The 21,852-nt window shown below is 68.0% G+C and carries 20 protein-coding genes; 9 read left to right on the top strand and 11 right to left on the bottom strand.

Going from position 1 to position 21,852, the window contains the following annotated elements; genetic code table 11:
* Positions 1-123: 123 nt before the first annotated feature.
* Together WDW90_RS01975 and WDW90_RS01970 are read left to right on the top strand one after the other, a co-directional pair.
* Positions 124-2,160: a flagellar motor protein MotB gene (locus WDW90_RS01975; RefSeq protein ID WP_336485583.1), complete on the top strand. Its 2,037-nt coding sequence runs from the start codon at positions 124-126 to the stop codon at positions 2,158-2,160.
* Positions 2,161-2,199: 39 nt separating this feature from the next.
* Positions 2,200-2,484, top strand: a complete 285-nt coding sequence (locus WDW90_RS01970; protein WP_336485582.1) for a hypothetical protein — start codon at positions 2,200-2,202, stop codon at positions 2,482-2,484.
* Positions 2,485-2,494: 10 nt separating this feature from the next.
* Here WDW90_RS01970 and WDW90_RS01965 read toward each other — a convergent pair whose 3' ends face one another.
* Positions 2,495-4,783: a lytic transglycosylase domain-containing protein gene (locus WDW90_RS01965; RefSeq protein ID WP_431310951.1), complete on the bottom strand. Its 2,289-nt coding sequence runs from the start codon at positions 4,781-4,783 to the stop codon at positions 2,495-2,497.
* A gap of 182 nt (positions 4,784-4,965) precedes the next feature.
* On the opposite strand from WDW90_RS01965, the gene dapA reads away from it, so the two are divergent.
* The 3 genes from dapA to WDW90_RS01950 all read left to right on the top strand — a co-directional run bounded on the left by dapA (position 4,966) and on the right by WDW90_RS01950 (position 7,123).
* Positions 4,966-5,865 (top strand): 4-hydroxy-tetrahydrodipicolinate synthase, encoded by a 900-nt coding sequence (gene dapA, locus WDW90_RS01960; protein WP_336485581.1) that lies wholly within the window; start codon positions 4,966-4,968, stop codon positions 5,863-5,865.
* A 167-nt stretch (positions 5,866-6,032) separates the two neighbouring features.
* A complete protein-coding gene (gene smpB, locus WDW90_RS01955) occupies positions 6,033-6,506 on the top strand; it encodes an SsrA-binding protein SmpB (RefSeq protein WP_336485580.1) in 474 nt (157 codons plus the stop codon).
* A gap of 47 nt (positions 6,507-6,553) precedes the next feature.
* Positions 6,554-7,123, top strand: coding sequence for a peroxiredoxin (locus tag WDW90_RS01950; protein ID WP_336485579.1), 570 nt, complete (start codon positions 6,554-6,556; stop codon positions 7,121-7,123).
* Positions 7,124-7,126: 3 nt separating this feature from the next.
* On the opposite strand, the gene WDW90_RS01945 is transcribed toward WDW90_RS01950, so the two are convergent.
* The 4 genes from WDW90_RS01945 to rpoZ all read right to left on the bottom strand — a co-directional run bounded on the left by WDW90_RS01945 (position 7,127) and on the right by rpoZ (position 11,691).
* Positions 7,127-7,792, bottom strand: a complete 666-nt coding sequence (locus WDW90_RS01945; protein WP_336485578.1) for a LabA-like NYN domain-containing protein — start codon at positions 7,790-7,792, stop codon at positions 7,127-7,129.
* A 404-nt stretch (positions 7,793-8,196) separates the two neighbouring features.
* On the bottom strand, positions 8,197-8,787 hold the full coding sequence (pyrE, locus tag WDW90_RS01940; protein WP_336485577.1) for an orotate phosphoribosyltransferase: 591 nt from the start codon (positions 8,785-8,787) through the stop codon (positions 8,197-8,199).
* 79 nt (positions 8,788-8,866) lie between these two features.
* Positions 8,867-11,101, bottom strand: a complete 2,235-nt coding sequence (locus tag WDW90_RS01935; protein WP_336485576.1) for a RelA/SpoT family protein — start codon at positions 11,099-11,101, stop codon at positions 8,867-8,869.
* Between the two features lie 179 nt (positions 11,102-11,280).
* Complete coding sequence (gene rpoZ / locus WDW90_RS01930; protein WP_336485575.1) at positions 11,281-11,691, bottom strand: DNA-directed RNA polymerase subunit omega; 411 nt, start codon at positions 11,689-11,691, stop codon at positions 11,281-11,283.
* Between the two features lie 175 nt (positions 11,692-11,866).
* Between rpoZ and fabD the strand changes: the two genes are divergently transcribed.
* The 4 genes from fabD (at position 11,867) to fabF (ending at position 15,431) form a co-directional block, all read left to right on the top strand.
* Positions 11,867-12,805 (top strand): ACP S-malonyltransferase, encoded by a 939-nt coding sequence (gene fabD / locus WDW90_RS01925; RefSeq protein WP_336485574.1) that lies wholly within the window; start codon positions 11,867-11,869, stop codon positions 12,803-12,805.
* Positions 12,806-12,823: 18 nt separating this feature from the next.
* Positions 12,824-13,564 carry a 3-oxoacyl-[acyl-carrier-protein] reductase gene (gene fabG / locus WDW90_RS01920; RefSeq protein ID WP_336485573.1) on the top strand — a complete coding sequence of 247 codons (741 nt, stop codon included), beginning with the start codon at positions 12,824-12,826 and terminating at the stop codon, positions 13,562-13,564.
* Between the two features lie 287 nt (positions 13,565-13,851).
* Positions 13,852-14,088: an acyl carrier protein gene (locus WDW90_RS01915; RefSeq protein ID WP_018044468.1), complete on the top strand. Its 237-nt coding sequence runs from the start codon at positions 13,852-13,854 to the stop codon at positions 14,086-14,088.
* 80 nt (positions 14,089-14,168) lie between these two features.
* Complete coding sequence (gene fabF, locus WDW90_RS01910; protein ID WP_336485572.1) at positions 14,169-15,431, top strand: beta-ketoacyl-ACP synthase II; 1,263 nt, start codon at positions 14,169-14,171, stop codon at positions 15,429-15,431.
* A gap of 86 nt (positions 15,432-15,517) precedes the next feature.
* Here the strand turns inward: fabF and WDW90_RS01905 are convergent, their stop codons facing one another.
* The 6 genes from WDW90_RS01905 to uvrB form a co-directional block, all read right to left on the bottom strand.
* On the bottom strand, positions 15,518-15,724 hold the full coding sequence (locus WDW90_RS01905) for a hypothetical protein (protein ID WP_336485571.1): 207 nt from the start codon (positions 15,722-15,724) through the stop codon (positions 15,518-15,520).
* 16 nt (positions 15,725-15,740) lie between these two features.
* Entirely contained in the window at positions 15,741-16,787 is a 1,047-nt protein-coding gene (locus WDW90_RS01900) for an MvdC/MvdD family ATP grasp protein (RefSeq protein WP_336485570.1), read from the bottom strand.
* Positions 16,788-17,284: 497 nt separating this feature from the next.
* A complete protein-coding gene (locus tag WDW90_RS40680; RefSeq protein WP_431310950.1) occupies positions 17,285-17,503 on the bottom strand; it encodes a YidB family protein in 219 nt (72 codons plus the stop codon).
* A gap of 221 nt (positions 17,504-17,724) precedes the next feature.
* The gene (locus WDW90_RS01895) at positions 17,725-18,483 is read right to left on the bottom strand and encodes a YidB family protein (protein ID WP_336485569.1); all 759 of its coding nucleotides are present in this window, start codon (positions 18,481-18,483) and stop codon (positions 17,725-17,727) included.
* 92 nt (positions 18,484-18,575) lie between these two features.
* Positions 18,576-18,920 carry a hypothetical protein gene (locus WDW90_RS01890; RefSeq protein WP_336485568.1) on the bottom strand — a complete coding sequence of 115 codons (345 nt, stop codon included), beginning with the start codon at positions 18,918-18,920 and terminating at the stop codon, positions 18,576-18,578.
* 185 nt (positions 18,921-19,105) lie between these two features.
* Positions 19,106-21,805 carry an excinuclease ABC subunit UvrB gene (gene uvrB, locus WDW90_RS01885; RefSeq protein WP_336485567.1) on the bottom strand — a complete coding sequence of 900 codons (2,700 nt, stop codon included), beginning with the start codon at positions 21,803-21,805 and terminating at the stop codon, positions 19,106-19,108.
* Between the last annotated feature and the right edge of the window lie 47 nt (positions 21,806-21,852).

Here is a 21,852-nt window from a genome sequence, read left to right as displayed (position 1 = left end):
CCGCTGACCGGGCCTCGTCGACCTCCGCCGCATCGCCAACGAAACCTGCGGCGGCCTTCAAGAAGCCGTGATGATCGGCTGAGGTCGTCCCGCTCCCGCGGTTTCCGTCTCGTCGAGGCCTCCGTGCTCTCTTTGCGCCTCCAAAGCCTCCATCGGCATCGAGCGGGCTGGCTGCTCGGGTTGCCGTTGCTCGCGCTGCTCTGGGGCGGCGCGACCTTCCTGGCGATGCCCTCTATCGAGCGGTCCGTCGACGACGCGGCGGAGCGAGTGGCGAGAGAGACCGTGGCCGAGACCGGCGAGCCATGGCTGCGCGTGTCGATCGAGGGGCGCGATCTCGTCGCAAGGGGCGAGGCGCCGACCGCGTCCTCGCGCGAGCAGGCCCTCGGGAAGCTGGCGGCGGTCTCGGGCGTCCGCCGCATCGTCTCGGGCATCGGGATCGTCGAGGAGGCCTCGCCGTTCGCCTGGACGGCGACGCGGGCGGACCGCGACGAAATCTTCCTCGGGGGCAATCGACCCGTCGATCTCGGCCGTGCGCGGCTCGCGGCGAGCCTCCGGACGGACCTTCCGTCCAGTCTGGTCCTCACGGACGAGACCAGGGCAGCGCGCGGTGCGCCGCCGGATTTCCTGGCCGCGGCGACCTATGCGGTGTCCCGCCTGCGCGACCTCGCCCGGGGCGCAACCGCGACCGTCAAGGACACCACCCTGTCGTTTCAGGGCGAGGCGATCGGCGTCGCGGAGTACGATGCCCTGCGCACCGCCTTCGCCAACCCGCCCCAGGGCTACAGCCTCGGCCGCGTCGAGATCCTCCCGCCGACGATCCGGGATTTCCGCTTCGGCATCGAGCGGGTGACCGAAGGCGGGCTGATCCTGACGGGCTATGCGGTCTCCGAGGCAGCTCGCGCCAAGCTGCTTGCCGCGGCCGCCGAGGCTGCCGACGGGGCCTTTGTGGACGATTCGACGCAGACGGCGCGCGGTCTGGCGGCCGGGATCGACGGCGAGGCGCTGACCCGCTTCGCCGTCTCGCTCGTCGAGCTCCTGCAGGATGGCTCGGTGCGCTTCGAGGGCGGAACCCTGTCCGTCTCCGGTCATGCTCTCGACGCGCAGGCCATCGCCGAGGCCGAGGCGCTGATGCGGGACCGGAGGCCCGCCGGCGTCGGCGCCGGCACCGTGGCCCTGAGCGCGCGGCCCCTCTCGCCCTACCGGGTCACGATCCGGCGCGACGCCGACGCCGTCACGGTGAGCGGCCACCTGCCGGATGCGGCGACGCGCGAGCGCGTTCTCGCGTCGATGAGGCCCCACTTCTTCCGCGAGCGCATCGTCGACAAGGCGAGACTCGCCGACGGTGCGCCCGCCGACCTCGTAGCGGCCTTGCAGGCTGCCATCCCCCGGCTGGCAACGCTCGCCAGCGGCGAGATCGCCGCGACGGACCGGAGCCTGCGCTTGGCGGGGGAAAGCCTCTACGCGCAGAGCGCGCGACGCCTCTCGGAGACGCTGCCGCCCGCGATGCCGGCCGCGTGGAGCGCCATCGTCGCCGTCCAGGCCCGCAATCCGGCGGAGCAGCGCGACGCAGACACCTGCCGCCGCCAGTTCGCTTCGGAAACGGACGGCCGGACTCTGCGCTTCGAACCCGGAAGCAGCGCCCTGCGGCCGGAATTCTATCCGGTGCTCGATGCGCTCGCTGCCCTGGCGAAGGCTTGCCCGGCCTTGCGCGTCCTCGTGGCCGGGCACGCAGATCCGGCCGGAGCGTCGCCTCATGAGGTCAGGCCCGCCCCGGATGGCGGTGTTCAGAGCACGGCGTCGATCGACCATCCCGGCCCGGTCGCGAGCAGGGCCGCCCAGGCCAAGCCGGATTTCGGCAGGAATGCCATCCGGAGGGAGGAGGGCGTGACGGCGGCGCGCAAGGCCGAGGCGAAACCCGCCAAGACTCACGACAAGGCTCACGACAAGGCGCACGCCAAGTCCGGCGAGAAGCCGAAGCCGTCCGACACGACGGCCGCTCAGCCCGATCCGATGCCGGACCAGGATCTGCCTCACCAGCGCGCGCTCGCGATCGTCGAGTATCTGCTCGAAGCGGGCGTCGGTGCCGATCAGGTCGCCGCGGCTCCTGCCGGCACGACGCCGGGAGATCGCCAGGCCATCGCGTTCACCTTGCGCTCGTGAATCGGGCCGGCCATCGCCGCCCCGCATGAGGGATGATCCATGACGCTGCTGTTGTCCGGCCTGTGGCCGGGCCTTGCCGGAGCATTGCTCCTCGGCCTCGCCGTCGGCCGGCTCACGGGAATGCCCCGGGCCGTCGCGCTCGGCCTCGGCCTCGGCACGGCCGCCGCATGCCTGGCGGGCGTGGCCGTCGCCGGCCTCGTTCCCGGACGTGCCGGCTTGTGGGTGGACAGCGCTGCTCTGATGCTCGGGGTCTACCTCGGCGGCTGTCTCTGCGGGGCGACGGCGAGAAGGCTCGGCGCACGCAGGCCCTCCGCCGAGACCTGAAGCCGCCGCGTCAGCGCGCGCCCCGGCGAAGGTCGCTCTCGATGAGAAGCGCGCTCTTTCCGTCGAGGCGGTTGCGGTAGACCTGCAGATTCTCCATCACCCGCTGCACGTAGTTGCGCGTTTCCGTGAACGGGATGCGCTCGACCCAGTCGACGGGATCGACCTCTCCTTTGCGCGGGTCGCCGTAGGCGTCGATCCACTTCTTCACATTGCCCCCGCCCGCATTGTAGGACGCGAAGGCGAGGATGTAGGAACCGCGCCAATCCTCCATCAATTCGCCGAGATGCGCCTGGCCGAGCCGGGCATTGTAGGCGGGATCACTGGTCAGGCGGTCCTGATCGTAGGCCGCGCTGACGCGCCGCGCGGTGCGCTGGGCGGTGGCCGGCATCATCTGCATCAGGCCCCGTGCCCCGACGCCCGATTGCGCGCGCGGATCAAACTGGCTCTCCTGGCGGGCGATGGCGAAGACCATCGCCTTCTCGACGAGCGGGACCGCCGAGAAAGCCTCGTAATTCGGGATCCCGATCGTCGGATAGGCATGCGCGTCGAGCGGCAGGCCGCGTTGGACCGCGAGCTTGCCGATGGCCACCAGGGCGCGCGCGTCCTTCATCTCGATGGCGAGATCGCCGAGTGCCTGGAACTCGCTCGGATCCGTCAGCTTCTGCGCCGTGTCGATGTAGAGGGGCAGCGCGAGTTCCCTGAGCGAGGCTTCGCCGAGGAGCCGCAGAGCACGGATGCAGAGACGGTTCTCGAAGGCCGTACGGGCCGCCGGATCGAGGTCGGCGGGAGCCCGCAGCGGCAGGCTCGTCTGACTGAGCTTCACCCGCGCCAGCTGCCCGTAATAGGCGATCGGCTGCAGCGCGGCCCGCTCGTAGAAGGCCTTCGCCTCGGCGGCCTGGCCGAGCGCCTCGGCGGCACGGCCCTGCCAATAGGCCGCGCGCGCGAGCGAGATCGGCGTCTCGGCGATACGCGATGCCAGCGCGAAATGGCGGGCAGCAGCCGTCGGATCATCGGTGAAGCGCAGCGCGATCCAGCCCGCGTGGAACTCGGCCTCGATCCGCTTCTCCACCGTGCGGGCGCTGTGCGCGCTCGCGACGCTATAGGCCGTCTTCGCATCGCCGAGGTCGAGGAGCTTGCGGGCGACGATCCGGCGCTCGACCCACCACTCGTCGCCGTCCACCAGCACGTCGGGATTCGTCGGCGCCTTGGCGAGGATCGCGGCCGCTTCCGCCGTCCGGTCGGCCCTGCGGTGGTACTGCGCCCGCGAGAGCAGGTAGGATGAGTCGTTGCGCAGCGACGGCGCCACGGCGTTCAGGGCCGCGAGAGCCCCCGAGCTCTTGTCCTCGACGGCACGCCGAGCCCGCACGAGGCTGCCGTAGGAGCCGCCCGCGTAGCCCGCAGCGCGGCCCGCCGCGTCCCAATCTTCCTTCAGCAGGGCCCGCTCCATGCGGGTCCGGTGATCGATCCGGGTGAGCACGTTCGGGAACGCGTCGAGCACCTTGCTCTCCAGCGTGCGGCCGAAGATCTCGTCGCGCCACAACTCGCGCACTAGGGCCGCCGCGTCCTCGTCGAGGGAATCGGCCCTGAAGGCGAGAGCGAGGGCGAACTTGCCGGGCGCGCTCGCGGGCTTCGACGTCGCGAAGAAGGCCCGGACCGTAGCGGGACTCTTGCGCTCGGAAAGGAGGCTCTCCTCGGCGCGGCGGCGCAGCAACGGCCCCGCCGGCCAGTTCGGATGCGCCCGCGTGAAGGCGACGGTTCGCTCGAAACCGATCCCGGCGCCGGCACGGATCGCGATCCATTCGAGGAGCGCCCGCGCGGCCGGATCCGTCAGCCCGTCGCGCACGCGGTCACCGTCCGCGACCTTGCCCTTGCGGTAGAGATCGATCGCCTGGCGCAGGAGCGTCACATCGGTGTCCCCGACGCGGGCCGACCGATTCGGGTCGGGCACTTCCGGCACGGGCGCTGCCGGCGTGACGCCCGCATCCGGCAGCGGGAAGGAGACGGGCGCATCCGCGTCCGCAGAGGCGTAGGCGGTAGCGCCCGCGGGCACGGGCTTGGCAGGCGCTGCCTCGGGGGCGGCCGCCTCGACCTTCAGGGCATCGGCCGCCACGGGATCAACGGCCGCCTTCTGATCCTGGACCTGGCTCGACGATGCCGCCGCGTCGCTTGCCGGCGGCGTCGGTTGGGATGCCGGCTCTCCGCCCCCGACGCCGGCTCTGGCGCCGAGGACCGTCATCGTGACGCCTGCCGTGAGCGCGAAGGCGAGGACCGCGAGATGCGAGCGCGTGAGAGACGCCATGGCTCCGATCAGTCCCCGACGGAAGCGGACGGGAACAAGGCTCGCCCCGGCCCTCTGAAGAAGTCATTAACCGCGCGAGCGGAGCGTTTGCGCGGGGAAGGCGGAACGCCTATGTCTGCGCCGCCGCATGAGGCGAGTGGCCGGACGACCGGCCTGGATATGGACCGGCTGGGAACGCCAGGATGACCGAGACGAACGCCCGACGCCTGAAGGGCTCGATGACCGCGCTGGCGACCCCGTTCCGCGAGGGCGCCTTCGACGAAGCCGCGTTCCGTGCCTTCGTCGCTTGGCAGATCGATCAGGGCAGCCACGGACTCGTGCCGGTCGGCACGACCGGCGAGAGCCCCACGCTGAGCCATGCCGAGCATGATCGCGTCGTCGAGGTCTGCATCGACGAGGCGGGCGGCCGCGTTCCGGTGGTGGCCGGCGCCGGCTCCAACTCGACTGCCGAGGCCGTCGAGCGCGCGCGTCATGCGGAGAAGGCCGGGGCGGACGCGGTCCTCATCGTCACGCCCTATTACAACAAGCCGACGCAGGCGGGCCTGTACGCCCACTTCAAGGCCGTGAACGACGCGGTCGGCATCCCGATCATCATCTACAACATTCCCGGTCGTTCGGTTGTCGACATGAGCGTCGACACGATGAAGCGCCTGTTCGAGCTCAAGAACATCGCCGGCGTGAAGGATGCCACGGCCAAGCTCGACCGAGTCAGCTTGCAACGCCAAGCCATGGGCGAAGATTTCATCCAGCTTTCTGGCGAAGATGCGACGGCGCTCGGCTTCAACGCCCATGGCGGTCGCGGCTGCATCTCGGTCGTGTCAAACGTCGCGCCGCGCCTCTGTGCCGATCTGCAGGAGGCAACGCTCTCGGGTGACTACGCCAAGGCCTTGACGATTCAGGACAAACTCCTGCCTCTGCACACCAGCCTTTTCCTCGAAACCAATCCGTCGCCGGTCAAGTACGCGTTGGCGAAGCTCGGCCATATGTCGGAAGACGTACGCCTGCCGCTGCTGCCTGTGGGCGACGGGACGCGGGGCCTCGTCGATGCCGCGCTGCGCCATGCCGGTTTGATCGAGGGCTAGCGCTTCCTCGCGTCGGGGAATCCGGCGAGCGCCGCCGCTCGATCACAGACGGCCGTCCTCGCGATGCCGGAGACGGCCTCAGGCACCCGGGCTCCCAGGTCGAGGCGCGGCGCCCCATATCCTCGTAAACGGCCGCGTTCGCGAGGCCCGCCGGACCTGAAAGAGACATGGCCCCGAAATCCGATCCCTCTCGCCGCGTCGTCGCCGACAATCGCGCGGCGCGGTTCCATTACGCGATCTCGGACACGATCGAGGCCGGCATCTCGCTGACCGGCACCGAGGTGAAATCGCTGCGCAACGGCAAGGCGACGATCGGGGAGGCCTATGCCGGCCCGTCCGGCAACGACCTGATGCTCTTCAACGCCTATATCCCGGAATATTTGGAAGCGAATCGCTTCAACCACGATACCAAGCGACCGCGGCGCCTCCTCCTGCACCGGCGCCAGATCGACAAGCTGATCGGAGCGACGCAGCGCCAGGGCTACACGGTCATCCCGCTTAAGATCTACTTCAACGACCGCGGCCGTGCGAAGGTCGAACTCGGCCTCGGCAAGGGCAAGCAACTCCACGACAAGCGCGAGACCTCGAAGCAGAGAGACTGGGAACGTGACCGCGCCCGTCTCCTGCGTGACAAGGGCTGACCCTCACGGCGGATCGCAGGTAGGATGGCGCCGAACGGAGAGGCGCCATGGACCCTGATTATCTGAGCCTTCCGGATGATCTTCCGGTTCCGGTCGACGATGGCGCGACAGCCCACCTCGTGGGCCGACGGCTGCCGGATGTCTCGCTGGAGGCGACGGATGGCGGCCGGGTCTCCCTCGCGCGCCTTGCCGGGCGCAGCGTCGTCTACGCCTATCCGCGCACGGGCGAGCCAGGACGGCCTAACCTGGTGGCGGACTGGGACGCGATCCCCGGGGCCCGCGGCTGCACGCCGCAAGCCTGCGATTTCCGCGATCACCACGCGCAACTCCTCGCGCGCGGCATCGCCCGTGTCCACGGCCTCTCGACGCAGACGAGCGCCTACCAGCGCGAAGCGGCCGAGCGCCTGCGCCTGCCGTTCACGTTGCTCGCCGATCCGCACCGCGCACTGGTGCAGGCCGCCCGCCTTCCGACCTTCTCGGTCGCCGGGCAGATCCTGCTGCGTCGTTTCACGCTCGTGCTCGACGACGGGATCGTCACGAAGGTGTTCTACCCGGTGTTTCCGCCGGATCGCAGCGCAGTCGAGCTTCTGGCCTGGCTCGACACGGGCGAAGCCTGAACCTCAATCTTCGGCCACCTCGTCCGAATGGGCACTCTGCCGAATGCCGTAGCGGCTCTCGAGTCCGGCATGTGCGCGGGACGGACGATCGCCATAGTCGCGTGCGGGACGTCCGTTCTCGCTTGCAGGCCGGCCCGGACGCTCGCCGGGATCGCGCCCGACCTTGGCGATGAGATGGACGAGATCCAGGAACTCGTCGGCCTGCCGGCGCAGATCGTCCGCGATCATGGCGGGCTGCGTCTGGATCGTCGAGACCACCGTGACCTTGACGCCGCGGCGCTGCATGGCTTCGACGAGCGAGCGGAAGTCGCCGTCCCCGGAAAACAGCACCATATGATCGATGTAGGGGGCAAGTTCGAGCGCATCGATAGCGAGCTCGATGTCCATATTGCCCTTGATCTTGCGCCGGCCCATGGAATCCGTGAATTCCTTCACGGGCTTCGTGACGACGCGATAACCGTTGTAATCCAGCCAGTCGATAAGCGGACGGATCGAAGAATATTCCTGATCCTCGATCATGGCAGTGTAATAGAAAGCCCGGATGAGGTTGTCCCGGCTCTGGAATTCCTTGAGAAGTCGTTTGTAGTCGATGTCGAAGCCGAGTGCCTTCGTGGTCGCGTATAAATTAGCACCATCGATAAAAATCGCGCTGCGTTGCTGTGTGCTCATGGCACGTTCCGTTCATTTAATCAAGATTGAGCTAATCGGAAGATGGCGTGACGCGGATTTTTCAATCAAATAATTCCTTATCTCAGATCTTTGTCTGGCTTCTCAAAGGGGATCTGCTGGCGAGCGATAGTCCGGTCCCATGTGACATTCGAGCTCAGTCGAGCTCGGGCAACGCACGCACTGCCAAAAACTAAGCTGCCGAAACGAAGAAATTCGATAGGACTGGCATCAGCTTTGTGAGCAAGAATGATCCCTGTCAAGAAAATGAATCAGCTTGAGCAATAGCGCTGCCGTAAGGCGTTCCGCAAAGAAGCCGGCAGTGGAAACCTAGAGTAAACCTTGTACGCCAAACAATCCGCCGCGACAGAGTGCCGCGAACTCACCAAAAATGCTTCGTGTCACCCTCAGGTCTTCGGTACGGCCCGGCTGCCGGGCTTCACCGCGGGCAGTGCGGCAAGCTCCGGTGGAAGCGCGTCGGCCGGATAGGCGGGGATGTCGAGCGTCACGAGCGACAGGAGCGGCAACCCAATCTCGCCGCGGCCGCCGGACCGGTCGATCAGGCAGGCCGCACCCACGACCTCACCGGCTTCCTGCTGCAGGGAGGCGAGACATTCGCGAGCCGAGAGGCCGGTGGTGACGATGTCTTCGACGATCACCGCGCGCGCGCCTTCCGGGATGCTGAAGCCGCGGCGTAGCGTGAACGGCCCCCCGGGTTCGCGCTCCACGAAGATCGCACGGGCCCCGAGGTGCCGCGCGGTCTCGTAGCCGGGCACGATGCCGCCGATCGCGGGCGAGACGACGATGTCGATCTTGCCAAAGCGCGCCGTGACGGCTTCGGCGAGCGCCCGGCACAGGCGCTCGGTGCGCGGCGGCTCCGAGAAGATCGCCATCTTCTGCAGGAACACGGCGGAGCGCAGGCCGGAACTCAGGATGAAATGACCTTCGAGCAGTGCGCCGGCATCGCGGAATTCGGCGAGCACCTGCTCTGGGGTCATGGCGTTCGAACTCCGTGGATATGAACTCGGCGGACCGCTTGTGGCAGCGGCGGCTGGTGGAGGCAAGCGAGGCCGGTCCTCAGCCGTTGACCCGATCGACGCGGCTCACGGCCCGCTTGCCGCGCAGTTCCGCGATGATGGCGTTGAGATGCTTCAGGTCCCAGACCGAGAGGTCGATGACGATGTCGGTGAAGTCCTGCGTCCGCCGCTTCATCGACAGGTTGTCGATATTGCCGTCGTGGTCCGCGATGACCTGCGCGATCTGCGCGAGCACGCCGGGCTCGTTGATCGACTGCAGGGCGATCCGGGCCGGAAAACGTTCGCTCGATCCGGCCTCGACGTCCCAGCGCACGTCGAGCCAGCGGGCGGGCTCGTTGTCGAAGGCGGCGAGCGCCGCGGACTGGATCGGGTAGATCGTCACTCCGATGCCCGGCGTCAGGATGCCGACGATGCGGTCGCCCGGGACGGCGCCGCCATTCGGCGCGAAGCTGACGGGCAGGTCGCCCGCAAGGCCGCGGATCGGGATCGCATCGGCCTGGCCGCCCTCGGTTCCCCCGTCCGGGAAGGTCAGGCGCATGGTCTGATCCTTCGAGCGCGTCAGGCGGCCCGCACCGTTCGCCGGCGGCTGCGACACGGTCGTCGCGCCCGCGCGACGCTCGTCCTTGTAGTCGGGATAGACAGCCTTCACGACGTCGCCCGAGAACATCTCGCCGCGCCCGACCGCCGCGAACACGTCCTCGGTCGAGCCGCGGGCGAGGCGCGGCAGGGCGCCGCGCAGCTTGTCCTCGGAGAAACTCTTGCCGGCGCGCTCGAAGGCGCGGTCGAGGATCTGCCTGCCGAGCCCGGCATATTGCCGCCGCACCGCCGAGCGCGTCGCCCGCCGGATCGCGGCGCGCGCCTTGCCGGTGACGACCAGGGATTCCCAGGCCGCGGGTGGCGACGCGCCGTCGGACCGCGCGATCTCGACCTCGTCGCCGTTGGACAATTCGTGGAGCAGCGGCGCCATGCGCCCATTGATCTTGGCGCCGACCGCCGTGTTGCCGACGTCAGTATGGACCGCGTAGGCGAAGTCGATCGGCGTCGCGCCGCGCGGCAGGGCGATCAGCCGACCCTTCGGCGTGAAGCAGAAGACCTGGTCCTGGAACAATTCGAGCTTGGTGTGCTCGAGGAATTCCTCGGGGCTGTCTCCTTCCGCCAGGAGCTCGATGGTCCGGCGCAGCCATTGGTAGGCGCCACTCTCCGTCGCGAGGCGCGGATGGATGCCGCCGTCATCCTTGCCGCTGACTTCCTTGTAGTGAGCATGCGCCGCGATGCCGTACTCCGCGATCTCGTCCATGGCGGCCGTGCGGATCTGCAACTCGACGCGCTGGCTCTTGGGGCCGATCACGGTCGTGTGGATCGAGCGGTAATCGTTCTGCTTCGGCGTCGAGATGTAGTCCTTGTAGCGACCCGGCACCATCGGCCAGCTCGTGTGGACGACGCCGAGCGCGCTGTAGCAATCGGCGAGCGTGTCGACGACGACCCGGAAGCCGAAGATGTCGGAGAGCTGCTCGAACGCGACGGACTTGCGCTCCATCTTCGACCAGATCGAGTAGGGCCGCTTCTGCCGTCCCGTTACCGAGGCCGTGATGCCGCGCGCGGCGAGCTTGGTGGTCAGATCCTTCTCGATGCTCTCGACGAGCCGCTCCGACTTGGCCGAGAGGTCGCCGAGGCGCTGGGTGATCGTCGCGTAGATCTCGGGCTTCAGGTTGCGGAAGGCGAGATCCTCGAGCTCGTCGCGCAGTTCCTGCATGCCCATCCGGCCGGCGAGCGGCGCGTAGATGTCGAGGGTCTCCTCCGCGATCCGCACCCGCTTCTCCGGCGGCATGTGGTGGAGGGTGCGCATGTTGTGCAGGCGGTCGGCGAGCTTGACGAGCAGCACGCGCACGTCGGCCGCCACGGCGAGCAGGAGCTTGCGGAAATTCTCGCCCTGCGCCGCCCGCTTCGAGACAAGGTCGAGGCGCTTCAGCTTGGTCAGGCCGTCGACGAGAGCGCCGATTTCCGGACTGAAGACCTCGCGGATCTCGTCGAGCGTGGCGGCCGTGTCCTCGACCGTGTCGTGCAGGACGGCGGCGACGATCGTCGCGTCGTCGAGGCGCAGGTCCGTCAGGATCGCGGCGACCTCGAGGGGATGGGCGAAGAAGGGATCGCCGGAGGCGCGCTTCTGCGTGCCGTGGGCACGCATCGCATACACGTAGGCGCGGTTGAGCAGGGCCTCGTTCGCGGCGGGATTGTAGCGCTTGACCCGCTCCACGAGTTCATACTGGCGCATCATCCGCCGACGGACCCTTTCCTGACCGAAATGCCGCACCTCGTTGGCGAAACTCTCCCGCATCGCACGCGCGGGCGCCAGACCTCCGGCGTCGCAGCGTCGCGATTTCGGCCCGTCAGACGCGAAAACCCGGCCGTGGGGCCGGGTTTCGTCGGGCGCGCGGGGTGTCGGGCGAGGCGCGCTCAGTCGCCCTCGTCGTCCGTCTCGGCCGGCGGCGCGAGGTTCTCGAGGCCGCGCAGCAGGTCCTCCTCGCTCATGCGGTCGAACTGGACGGCGCTGTCGTCGCTCGAGGCCTGCGGGGCGACCGCGGCGGCGGCCGGCGAGGAGGAGAGCAGCGGCACCGTCTCGGCCTCCGGCTCGTCCACCTCGACATATTTCTGCATGGAATGAATGAGTTGCTCTTTCAGGTCGTCCGCCGTGATGGTCTCGTCGCCGATCTCGCGCAGGGCCACGACGGGGTTCTTGTCGCGGTCGCGGTCGATGGTGAGGGGGGCGCCGGCGGCCAGGAGACGGGCGCGGTGGCTCGCCAGAAGGACGAGCTCGAAGCGGTTCTCGACCTTGTCGATGCAGTCTTCAACGGTGACGCGAGCCATGGGCGGCGGCTCCTTCCTGAACCTGGAATGCCGAAATTTCGATGAGGATCGCGCGTCTTACACCGGATGGCGCCCTGCAACAAGCCGAGCCGCGCTTTGTGCGATGCATTGTTGACAGGCCCCGCCCGGCGGTGCGACTGCGCCGCGCTTTCCGCCGCGCCGATCGGAACAAACCATGAAATTCGCGCTCGTCTTCCCCGGCCAAGGCAGCCAGGTCGTCGGCATGGGCCGGTCCCTGGCCGAATCCTACCCCTCCGCCCGCGCCGTGTTCGAGGAGGTCGACGCGGCGCTCGGACAGAACCTGTCGCGGCTGATGTTCGAGGGCCCGGCCGAGGAGCTGACGCTGACGGCGAACGCCCAGCCCGCCCTGATGGCCGCGAGCCTCGCGGTGCTGCGGGTGCTGGAGCAGGATCGCGGCCTCGACCTCGCCGAGCACGTGCAGTGCGTCGCCGGCCACTCGCTCGGCGAGTATTCGGCGCTGGCCGCCGCCGGCACCCTGACGATCACCGACGCGGCCAAGCTCCTGCGCATCCGCGGCGAGGCGATGCAGCGCGCGGTGGCGCCGGGCGCCGGCGCGATGGCGGCCCTGATCGGCGCCGAGCCGGCCCAGGCGGCCGAGATCGCGGCGGAGGCCCGGCAAGGTGCGGTCTGCGACGTGGCGAACGACAATGGCGGCGGCCAGGTGGTGCTGTCGGGCGACGCGGCGGCGGTCGAGCGCGCGGTCGCCATCGCGCAGGGGCGCGGCATCAAGCGGGCCGTGATGCTCAACGTCTCGGCCCCCTTCCATTGCCGCCTGATGGAGCCGGCGGCCGAGGCGATGCGGCAGGCGCTCGCCGCGGTGCGGATCGCCGCCCCGCTCGTGCCCGTCTACGCCAACGTCACGGCCGCGCCCGTGACGAGCCCGGAGGCGATTCGCGAGGCGCTGGTGGCGCAGGTCACCGGCACGGTGCGCTGGCGCGAATGCGTCGCGGCGATGGCCGGGGCCGGCGTGACGCGCTTCCTCGAGCTCGGCGCCGGCAAGGTACTGACCGGCCTCGCCAAGCGCATCGCCCCGGGCGCCACCGCCGCCGCGATCGGCGGCCCCGACGAGGTCGCCGCCTTCTCGGCGGCCTGAACGGAAGGATCCCACGCCATGTTCGATCTCACCGGCCGCAAGGCCCTCGTCACGGGCGCCACCGGCGGCCTCGGCGGCGCGATCGCCCGCGCGCTCCACGCCCGGGGCGCCACCGTCGCGCTGTCGGGCACCCGGCAAGAGGCGCTCGACGCGCTGGCCCAGGAGCTCGGCGGCGAGCGGGTCCATGTCACGCCGACGAACCTCGCGGACCCGGCCGCCGTCGAGGCGCTGGTGCCGGCCGCCGAGGCGGCGATGGGCGGGCTCGACATCCTGGTCAACAACGCGGGCATCACCCGCGATAACCTCTTCATGCGGATGAAGGACGAGGAGTGGGATTCGGTCATCGCCGTCAACCTCACCGCCGCCTTCCGCCTGTCGCGGGCCGCCGTGAAGGGGATGATGCGCCGCCGGCACGGGCGCATCGTCAATATCGGCTCGGTGGTGGGCTCGACCGGCAATCCCGGCCAGGGCAATTACGCGGCGGCCAAGGCCGGCCTCGTCGGCCTCACCAAGGCGCTCGCCGCCGAGGTCGCCTCGCGCAACATCACCGTGAACTGCATCGCCCCGGGCTTCATCGCCTCGCCGATGACGGACGAGCTCAACGACAAGCAGCGCGAGGGCATCCTCGCCCGCGTGCCGATGGGCCGCCTCGGCACCGGCGCCGAGGTCGCGGCCGCCACCCTCTACCTCGCCTCCGACGAGGCCGCCTACGTCACCGGCCATACGCTGCACGTCAACGGCGGCATGGCGATGGTGTGAGGGGCCTCGCCCTCCCCGCGAAGGGGAGGGAAGTTCGCATCCAGGTTGCACCCAACCCGAGGAAATCGCTCGAAAAACCACAGGTCTGAACGGTTCGTGAACCGGCTCTCGCCAGCGCGGGAACCCTGTGTTAACACCCCGGCAGCCGTGCAAGGGGGGTTGACCGTTCAGCGGGTTGCAAGTCCAAGACGACGCGCGATCGGTCACCGGCCGCTGCGAAACGCCCGGCACCGGGACAGCGGCCACGGCGCCTTCACCATCACGATGAGACACGAGGACCAACAACGATGAGCGATATCGCTGAGCGCGTGAAGAAGATCGTCGTCGAGCACCTGGGCGTGGAGCCCGAGAAGGTGGTCGAGGGCGCGAACTTCATCGACGATCTCGGCGCCGACAGCCTCGACACCGTCGAGCTCGTGATGGCGTTCGAGGAGGAGTTCAATGTCGAGATCCCGGACGACGCCGCCGAGACGATCCAGACGGTCGGCGACGCGGTGAAGTTCCTCGAGAAGAACTCCGCTTGAAAATTTCGGACGGCGCGGATGGGGCCGAAACGCCCCGCCCGCCGTTCATGGATCGACGGTAACGGTTTCGGGAAGTCGCGATGCGTCGGGTGGTCGTCACGGGTCTGGGCATGGTCACGCCGCTCGGCAGCGGAGTCGAGCACACCTGGAGCCGGCTGATCGCGGGCGACAGCGGCGCGGCCAAGGTCACGGCCTTCGAGACCCAGGACCTCGCCTGCCGCATCGCCTGCTCGATCCCGCTCGGCGACGGCGGGAACGGCACCTTCAACCCCGACCGGTGGATGGAGGCCAAGGAGCAGCGCAAGGTCGACCCGTTCATCGTCTACGCGATGGCGGCGGCCGGCGAGGCGCTCGACGATGCCGGCTGGCACCCGAAGAGCGACACCGACCAGTACGCCACCGGCGTCCTGATCGGCTCCGGCATCGGCGGCATCGGCGGCATCTACGACGCCTCGGTGACGCTGCACGAGAAGGGGCCGCGCCGGATCTCGCCCTTCTTCATCCCGGGCCGCATCATCAACCTCGCCTCGGGCCAGGTCTCGATCGCGCACGGCCTCAAGGGCCCGAACCACGCCGTCGTCACGGCCTGCTCGACGGGCGCGCACGCGGTCGGGGACGCCGCCCGGCTGATCGCGCTCGGCGATGCCGACGTGATGGTGGCGGGCGGGGCCGAATCACCCGTGAACCGCCTCGCGCTCGCGGGCTTCGCGGCCTGCCGGGCGCTCTCGACCGGCTTCAACGACGACCCGACCCGCGCCTCGCGCCCCTACGACCGGGGCCGCGACGGCTTCGTGATGGGCGAGGGCGCCGGCATCGTGGTGCTCGAGGAATACGAGCACGCCAAGGCCCGCGGCGCCAAGATCTACGCCGAGGTCGTGGGCTACGGCCTCTCGGGCGATGCCTACCACATCACCTCTCCGTCCCCGGACGGCGACGGCGCCTTCCGCTGCATGAGCGCCGCCGTGAAGCGGGCCGGCATCGACCCCTCCGAGATCGACTACATCAACGCCCACGGCACCTCGACGCCGATGGGCGACGAATTGGAGCTGAAGGCGGTCGAGCGCCTGCTCGGCCCGGCCGCCCGAAAAGCCTCGATGTCCTCCACCAAGTCGGCCATCGGGCATCTCCTCGGCGCCGCCGGCTCGGTCGAGGCCATCTTCTCGGTCCTCGCCATCCGCGACGGCGTGCTCCCCCCGACCCTCAACCTCGACAACCCCAGCGTCGAGACCGAGATCGACCTCGTGCCGCACGAGGCGAAGCGCAAGCGGGTGGATGTGGTTCTGTCGAATTCTTTTGGATTTGGTGGGACGAATGCGAGCCTCGTGATGCGGCGGGTGGATTAGGCTCTTTAGAATGGGCAACTGCAGACCGCTCAGATGATCAAATCATGAGCGGCCTGCGACGTATAATGCGCGACTAATCATTATGATTAAGCAGCTAGGCCTTCATTCGGCCTATCTTCATCTGCGCGGTCATCTTTTTCCGCTGCATAGGTCGATTCGCGCGACTTGGTAGAGTTTCCTGATGCGTATACTCGTATAGCGTCAGACGATTTTGGCTTCCAAGCCCAACCTTCTGTGTTTACCACGCTGTTGGCCTGCATCTTCTCCATAAATCGCATGCCGAAAACTGCCATGAGTTTAACCCTCCTTTTAACGAGCGCTCAATGCCTCCGCTATCCTAGCTGATATTGGCATCCCCGCCAAGTCTTCAATCCAAAGCCATTGACCTGCGGTGTTTACTTCTAAATACCACCAATTATTATCACTATCGACAATAAAATCGAATGCCCCATATCGTAAATTGTTTTCTTTCATCAGTTTTTCTATGCAATTTGTAATGCATCTTGGGGCTATAATTTGTTCGTGAGGAGTAAATGGGATGTCGTAGCGCCTCCAATCCACGTTGGCTCTATTCGATTTCTGCGAGTCTATTTTGCAAGAAAAGTGACTTCCATCTATGAACGTATGTCTTACCTCAAAATTCTTTTCGATATATCTCTGCAATGTAACAGGATTTTCATTTACATCAGAAAAACTTTCTAGCTCTTTTGCCGAAATCTTATTCACATACAAACCTGAATAGCTTCCGTCCGGCATTTTATAAATTTCCTGCGACATAAACTTCAGAGCAACGTATTTGTGGTCTCTAGCAAAACTCAACAGTTCTGCCTTCTTGTTGCTGGAAATGAACTCGGGGATCTGAAAACCGGCTGCCCGCGCTGCCTTCATCTGAAAAAATTTATTATCCATCAGAGAAGCGTTACCGATCGGGTTAAGCCAAAACCGCTCGCGTAGATAGGCATAGACACCATAGAGACAACGATTCCACTCCGACCGCCAAAGACGAAAATCGGGTTCTTCCGCTACCGACTGCTTCTCAAGGTCAAGACTTACGGTTAATCTTCTTCCCCAAACACAGGAAATGTCGGAGAGGTGGATTTCTTCATTATTCTGCGAAATCGTCCATTGATTCTCGTCAATGTAGACATAACTTAACATAAGCGACGCAATATCTAAGTTTAAGCGGAAAAATTTTGAATTTCTAATTGACAGATGATGTTGAACAGCATCTGCATGGGCATCAAATTTGTCTGCAATTATCAGTATCATTTTGTCTCGCTTTATACATAAAATGAGTGCATTGTAGTCAGTCAAACCTGGAACAAGTAGATAAATTTTAAAACTTTCGCTCTTCACACACGCCAACCGAACATTGCTGTGCATCCCATTCCAGGCGTTGCATCAACTTGCCGTTTCAGTAGCGGCTTATCAATCCACAACGGTGCACGAAGCGAAATCAATGCTACGCAAAGCGGCTGCCATCAGTTTGATGTCGAGAGTGCTTGAGCAGCAAGCGCCAACTGAGGGCGTCTGAACGATTTACCCAGGAGCTTGTGCAACTTTCAGCATGTACTCCCACCCACGACCTCATCCTGAGGCGCCGGCGCGCAGCGCCGGCCTCGAAGGAGGCCTCCAGAACGCGCCGAGATCGCTGGGCGCCTCCTTCGAGGCCGCTTCGCGGCGCCTCAGGATGAGGTCGTGGGTGGGAGTCGCGTCGGGCGGGCCGCAGGCGGGACGTCACCGGTCAGCGGTCGCGTGGGATGGGCGTGAGGGTCGGACCGTGGAAGGCGTGACCGCCGATGCGTGACGCCTCCGCTCCGGTCAGGCCGGGGATCGTGTGCGGGACGGGCCGCTCACCAGCCCCTGCGCTCCTCCGGCCCCCACACCCGCCCATGCGGCGTTTGCCCATTGATCACCTCTGGCAGGACCTGCGCGAGTTGGCCGGGCAGCGTGTCACGGTCCAGGCCCGTCTGGCGCTCCTGGATATTGAGTATGTGGGGGCCGCGCGCCTGGGGGAGCTCTGTGACTCGGCGTCGAGGGCGGGCCAGATCGAAGGCCCGACGTACGGTCACCCCATCCGGACGATCGCCCTCGTCGTCTCCCTCGATCCCACCCGCGACCTCATCCTGAGGCGCAGCGTCGGCCTCGAAGGAGGCTTCCCGGTCCCGCGCGGAGCCTGGACGCCTCCTTCGAGGCCGCTTCGCGGCGCCTCAGGATGAGGTCGCGGGTGGGAGGCCGGGTGAGGCGGGCCGCGGGTGGGAGCGGGCCGGCGCCCCTGCGCGGGGCGGGCCGCTCACCAGCCCCTGCGCTCCTCATGCCCCGGTACCCGCCCCTGCGGCGTCAGGCCGTTGATCACCTCCGGCAGGACCTGGGCGAGCTGGCCGAGCAGCGCGTCGCGGTCCATTCCTGTCTGGCGCTCCAGGGTGTCGAGCGTGTCGGGGCCGAGCGCCTGGGCGAGCTGGCTTGGCTGGACCGGGCGGTTCTGGCCGTGGCCGATCCAGGAGCCGATGAGGTCGCCGAGGCCGCCGCGCTCGAAGCGCTCGATCAGGCCGTCGAGGCCGCCGAGATCGCCGCCTTGCCCGCCCGGGCCGCCGCGCTCGGGGGAATCGCCCGGCTCGCGGTCGAGATGGGCGTAGGGGCCGGCGCCCGGGCTGCGGCCGGGCAGGTTCGCCGGGCCGGCATCGCCCGGCCCGTCGAGCATGCCGGAGAGGTCGCCGTAATCGCCGCGGGGGAGGGGTGTGTCCTGCCGACTATCGTCCGGCCGATAGCCGCCGCCCTGGTTGAAGCCGCCGATGTCGCCGTCGCGCCCGTAGGGGCCGGCGCCGCCGGAGCGGTCGTCGGCGGGACCGGGCTCGCGGCCGGGCCCGCGACCGGGTTCGTGGTTCTCGCCCTTGCCGAAGATATCGCCGAAGCCGCCGCTCGCGCCCTTGGCGAGGAGCAGCATCAGGAGCGCCTTCACGAGGGGCGACATGCCGGCGCCCTGCTGCCGGCCGCGCCCGCCGCCGAGCACCTGCCCGAGGACGCCTCCGATGACCGAATCGAGCAGACCCATGGCGCACCTCCCAGTGCCGGCCGAACGCGGCCGTTCGGGCGGTCAACGCCAGGGCGGGGCCGGGGTTGCGCCCGCGTCCGCTGCGGGACCGCTTAGTGCGAGCGGTCGCGCGGCGGCAGGTGGTCGAGGGGGTTCGTGGTCGCGCGCTTGCCGTCCCGGTCGGAGCCGACCACGGCGGTCGGGCTGCGGATGGTGGCGGGGGGCGCGACCCCGTCGGTCGGGCGGTTCGCGGCGGGCTCCGAGCCCGTCACCGTCGAGGTGCCGGCGGGGAGGGGGCCGGCGGTCGGCTGGTCGTTCGGGTTGGCCACCGTCTGGGCCTGGGCCGTCTCGGTCATCGGCGCGCCGAGGAGCGCGACGCCGCCCGACACGGCGAGGCCCGCGAGGAACAGGGCGGTGGCGGCCCCGCCGGCGCGGGGGCGAAGTGGGGAACGCGGCATGTTCTCGTCCGGTCGCTGCGTGGCCGAGCCCGCGGGGCTCGATGTTGCCGGAGCAAAGCCCGGAGAGGGTTCGAGGTTCCCGGGCCTGCGCGACGCGGCTCTCCTCTCCCGCAGAGCTCGGGCCTGTCCGGGATCCGCCCTTGCCGGCCCGGATCGGGCAGGCCCGATCCGGGTGGGAAGGTGGGCTAACGCCGCCCGCCGCGGCCCTTGTATTTCGGGCGCTGGCCGCCGATCCCCTGCGTCGAGCGCGCCTTCGGGCGCTCCTGGTAGGGCGCGGGGCCGCCGACCGGCAGCTCGCGGTCGGTGCCCGGGCCCATGTCGTCGAGGCTGGGCTTCGCGATGCGCGAGCCGCCGGCGCCCTTGCGTCCGGGCTTCGTGCCGTACTTGCCGGCCTCGCGCTCCACCTCCGCCTGGCGGGCCATGGGGTCGTCGGAGACGAGGAGCTCGGTCGCCTGCAGGCGCTTCAGCTCGTCGCGCAGCCGCGCCGCCTCCTCGAAGTCGAGATCGGCCGCGGCCGCGCGCATGCGCTTCTCGAGATCCGCCATCACCGCCTTGAGGTTGTGGCCGACCGTGATCGCGTCCCGGGCCAGCCCGGTATCGACCTGCACGTGGTCGCGCTCGAACACGCTGTCGAGGATGTCGGCGATGCCCCGCTTGACCGATTGCGGCGTGATGCCGTGCTCGGCGTTGTAGGCGAGCTGCTTCTGGCGCCGCCGCTCGGTCTCGGCCATGGCGCGCTCCATCGAGCCCGTCACTTGGTCGGCGTAGAGGATGCAGCGCGCCTCGGCGTTGCGCGCCGCGCGGCCGATCGTCTGCACGAGCGACGTCTCGGACCGCAGAAAGCCCTCCTTGTCGGCGTCGAGGATCGCCACCAGCGCGCATTCCGGGATGTCGAGGCCCTCGCGCAGCAGGTTGATCCCGATCAAGACGTCGAAGGCGCCGAGCCGCAGGTCGCGGATGATCTCGATGCGCTCCAGCGTGTCGATGTCCGAGTGCATGTAGCGCACCCGCACCCCGTTCTCGTGCAGGTACTCGGTGAGGTCCTCGGCCATGCGCTTCGTCAGCGTCGTCACGAGCGTGCGGTAGCCGGCCTGGGCGACCTCGCGCACCTCGCCGAGGAGATCGTCGACCTGGGAGCGGGCCGGGCGCACCTCGATGACGGGATCGACGAGGCCGGTCGGGCGGATCACCTGCTCGGCGAAGACGCCGTCCGTGCGCTCCATCTCCCACTTGCCGGGCGTCGCCGAGACGTGGACCGATTGCGGGCGCATCGCGTCCCATTCCTCGAAGCGCAACGGGCGGTTGTCGAGACAGGAGGGCAGGCGGAAGCCGTACTCGGCGAGCGTCGCCTTGCGGCGGAAGTCGCCCCGGTACATGCCGCCGATCTGGGGCACGGTGACGTGGCTCTCGTCGGTGAAGACGAGGGCGTTGTCGGGCAGGTACTCGAACAGGGTCGGCGGCGGCTCGCCGGGCTTGCGGCCGGTGAGGTAGCGGGAATAGTTCTCGATGCCGTTGCAGGAGCCGGTCGCCTCGATCATCTCGATGTCGAAGGTGCAGCGCTGCTCGATCCGCTGCGCCTCGATCAGGCGGCCCATCCGGGTCAGTTCCTCGACGCGGCCCTTCAGCTCCCCCTTGATGCCCTTGACCGCCTGTTGCAGCGTCGGGCGCGGCGTGACGTAGTGCGAGTTCGCGTAGACCTTCACGAACTTCAATTCGTTGATCTTCTTGCCGGTGAGCGGGTCGAACTCGACGATGGATTCGATCTCGTCGCCGAACAGCCCGATGCGCCAGCCCCGATCCTCGAGGTGGGCCGGCCACAGCTCGATCACGTCGCCGCGCACCCGGAAGGTGCCGCGCGCGAAGTCCGACTGGATGCGCTTGTACTGGAGCGCCACGAGGTCGGCGATGAGCTGGCGCTGCTCGATCCGCTCGCCGAGGCTCACGGTGAAGGACATCGCCGTGTAGGTCTCGACCGAGCCGATGCCGTAGATGCACGAGACCGAGGCGACGATGATCACGTCGTCCCGCTCCAGCAGCGCGCGCGTCGCCGAGTGGCGCATCCGGTCGATCTGCTCGTTGATCGACGATTCCTTCTCGATGAAGGTGTCCGACCGGGGCACGTAGGCCTCCGGCTGGTAGTAATCGTAGTAGGAGACGAAATACTCGACCGCGTTGTCGGGGAAGAAGCTCTTGAACTCGCCGTAGAGCTGCGCGGCGAGCGTCTTGTTCGGGGCGAGGATCAGCGCCGGGCGCTGCGTCTCCTCGATCACCTTGGCCATCGTGAAGGTCTTACCCGAGCCCGTGACGCCGAGGAGCACCTGGTCGCGCTCGGCCGCCTTCACGCCCCCGACGAGCTCGGCGATGGCGGTCGGCTGGTCGCCCGCCGGGGTGAAGTCGGATTTCAGCCGGAAGGCGACGCCCCCTTCCGATTTCTGGGGCCGCTCGGGACGGTGCGGCACCCAGGTCTTGCCGTCCTTGAAGAGCGGGTTGCCCTCGGTCAGCAGCTTCGAGAGCGCGTCGACCGTGGCCGAGACCCCGTCCGCGGCGAGCGAGGTCGACCCGTCCTCGACGGCCCCCTCCGGCGCCGGCCCGTCCTCGCCGTCGCGCAGTCCCAGAGCCTGGGCGAGCCGTGGATCGACGTCGGCGGCGCTGCCATGCGCGAAGCTCGCCTGCGGCGCCTCGGCGAAGCCCGTCCGGGCAGCCGGATCGGCCTTCCCGCCGCGGCCCTTCCGCTTCGGCTCTCCGGGCCGCGACGGCACCGGATCCGGCAGGCGGTTGCGGTTCAGGGCGGGGTTGAGGAGTTCGGCCAGGAACGGGTCGAGCGGTTTCAGCTCGGGCTTCTCGGCCTTGCCCGAGGCGGGGCGGGGCTTTCTGGGAGTCGGCATGGGCCGAATATGGCGGCTCGGGCGCGTGCCGGAAAGGGCAGCGCCCA

Source organism: Methylobacterium nigriterrae (assembly GCF_037106235.1).
Lineage (GTDB): Bacteria > Pseudomonadota > Alphaproteobacteria > Rhizobiales > Beijerinckiaceae > Methylobacterium > Methylobacterium nigriterrae.
This window is presented reverse-complemented; position numbering and strand designations above follow the sequence as displayed.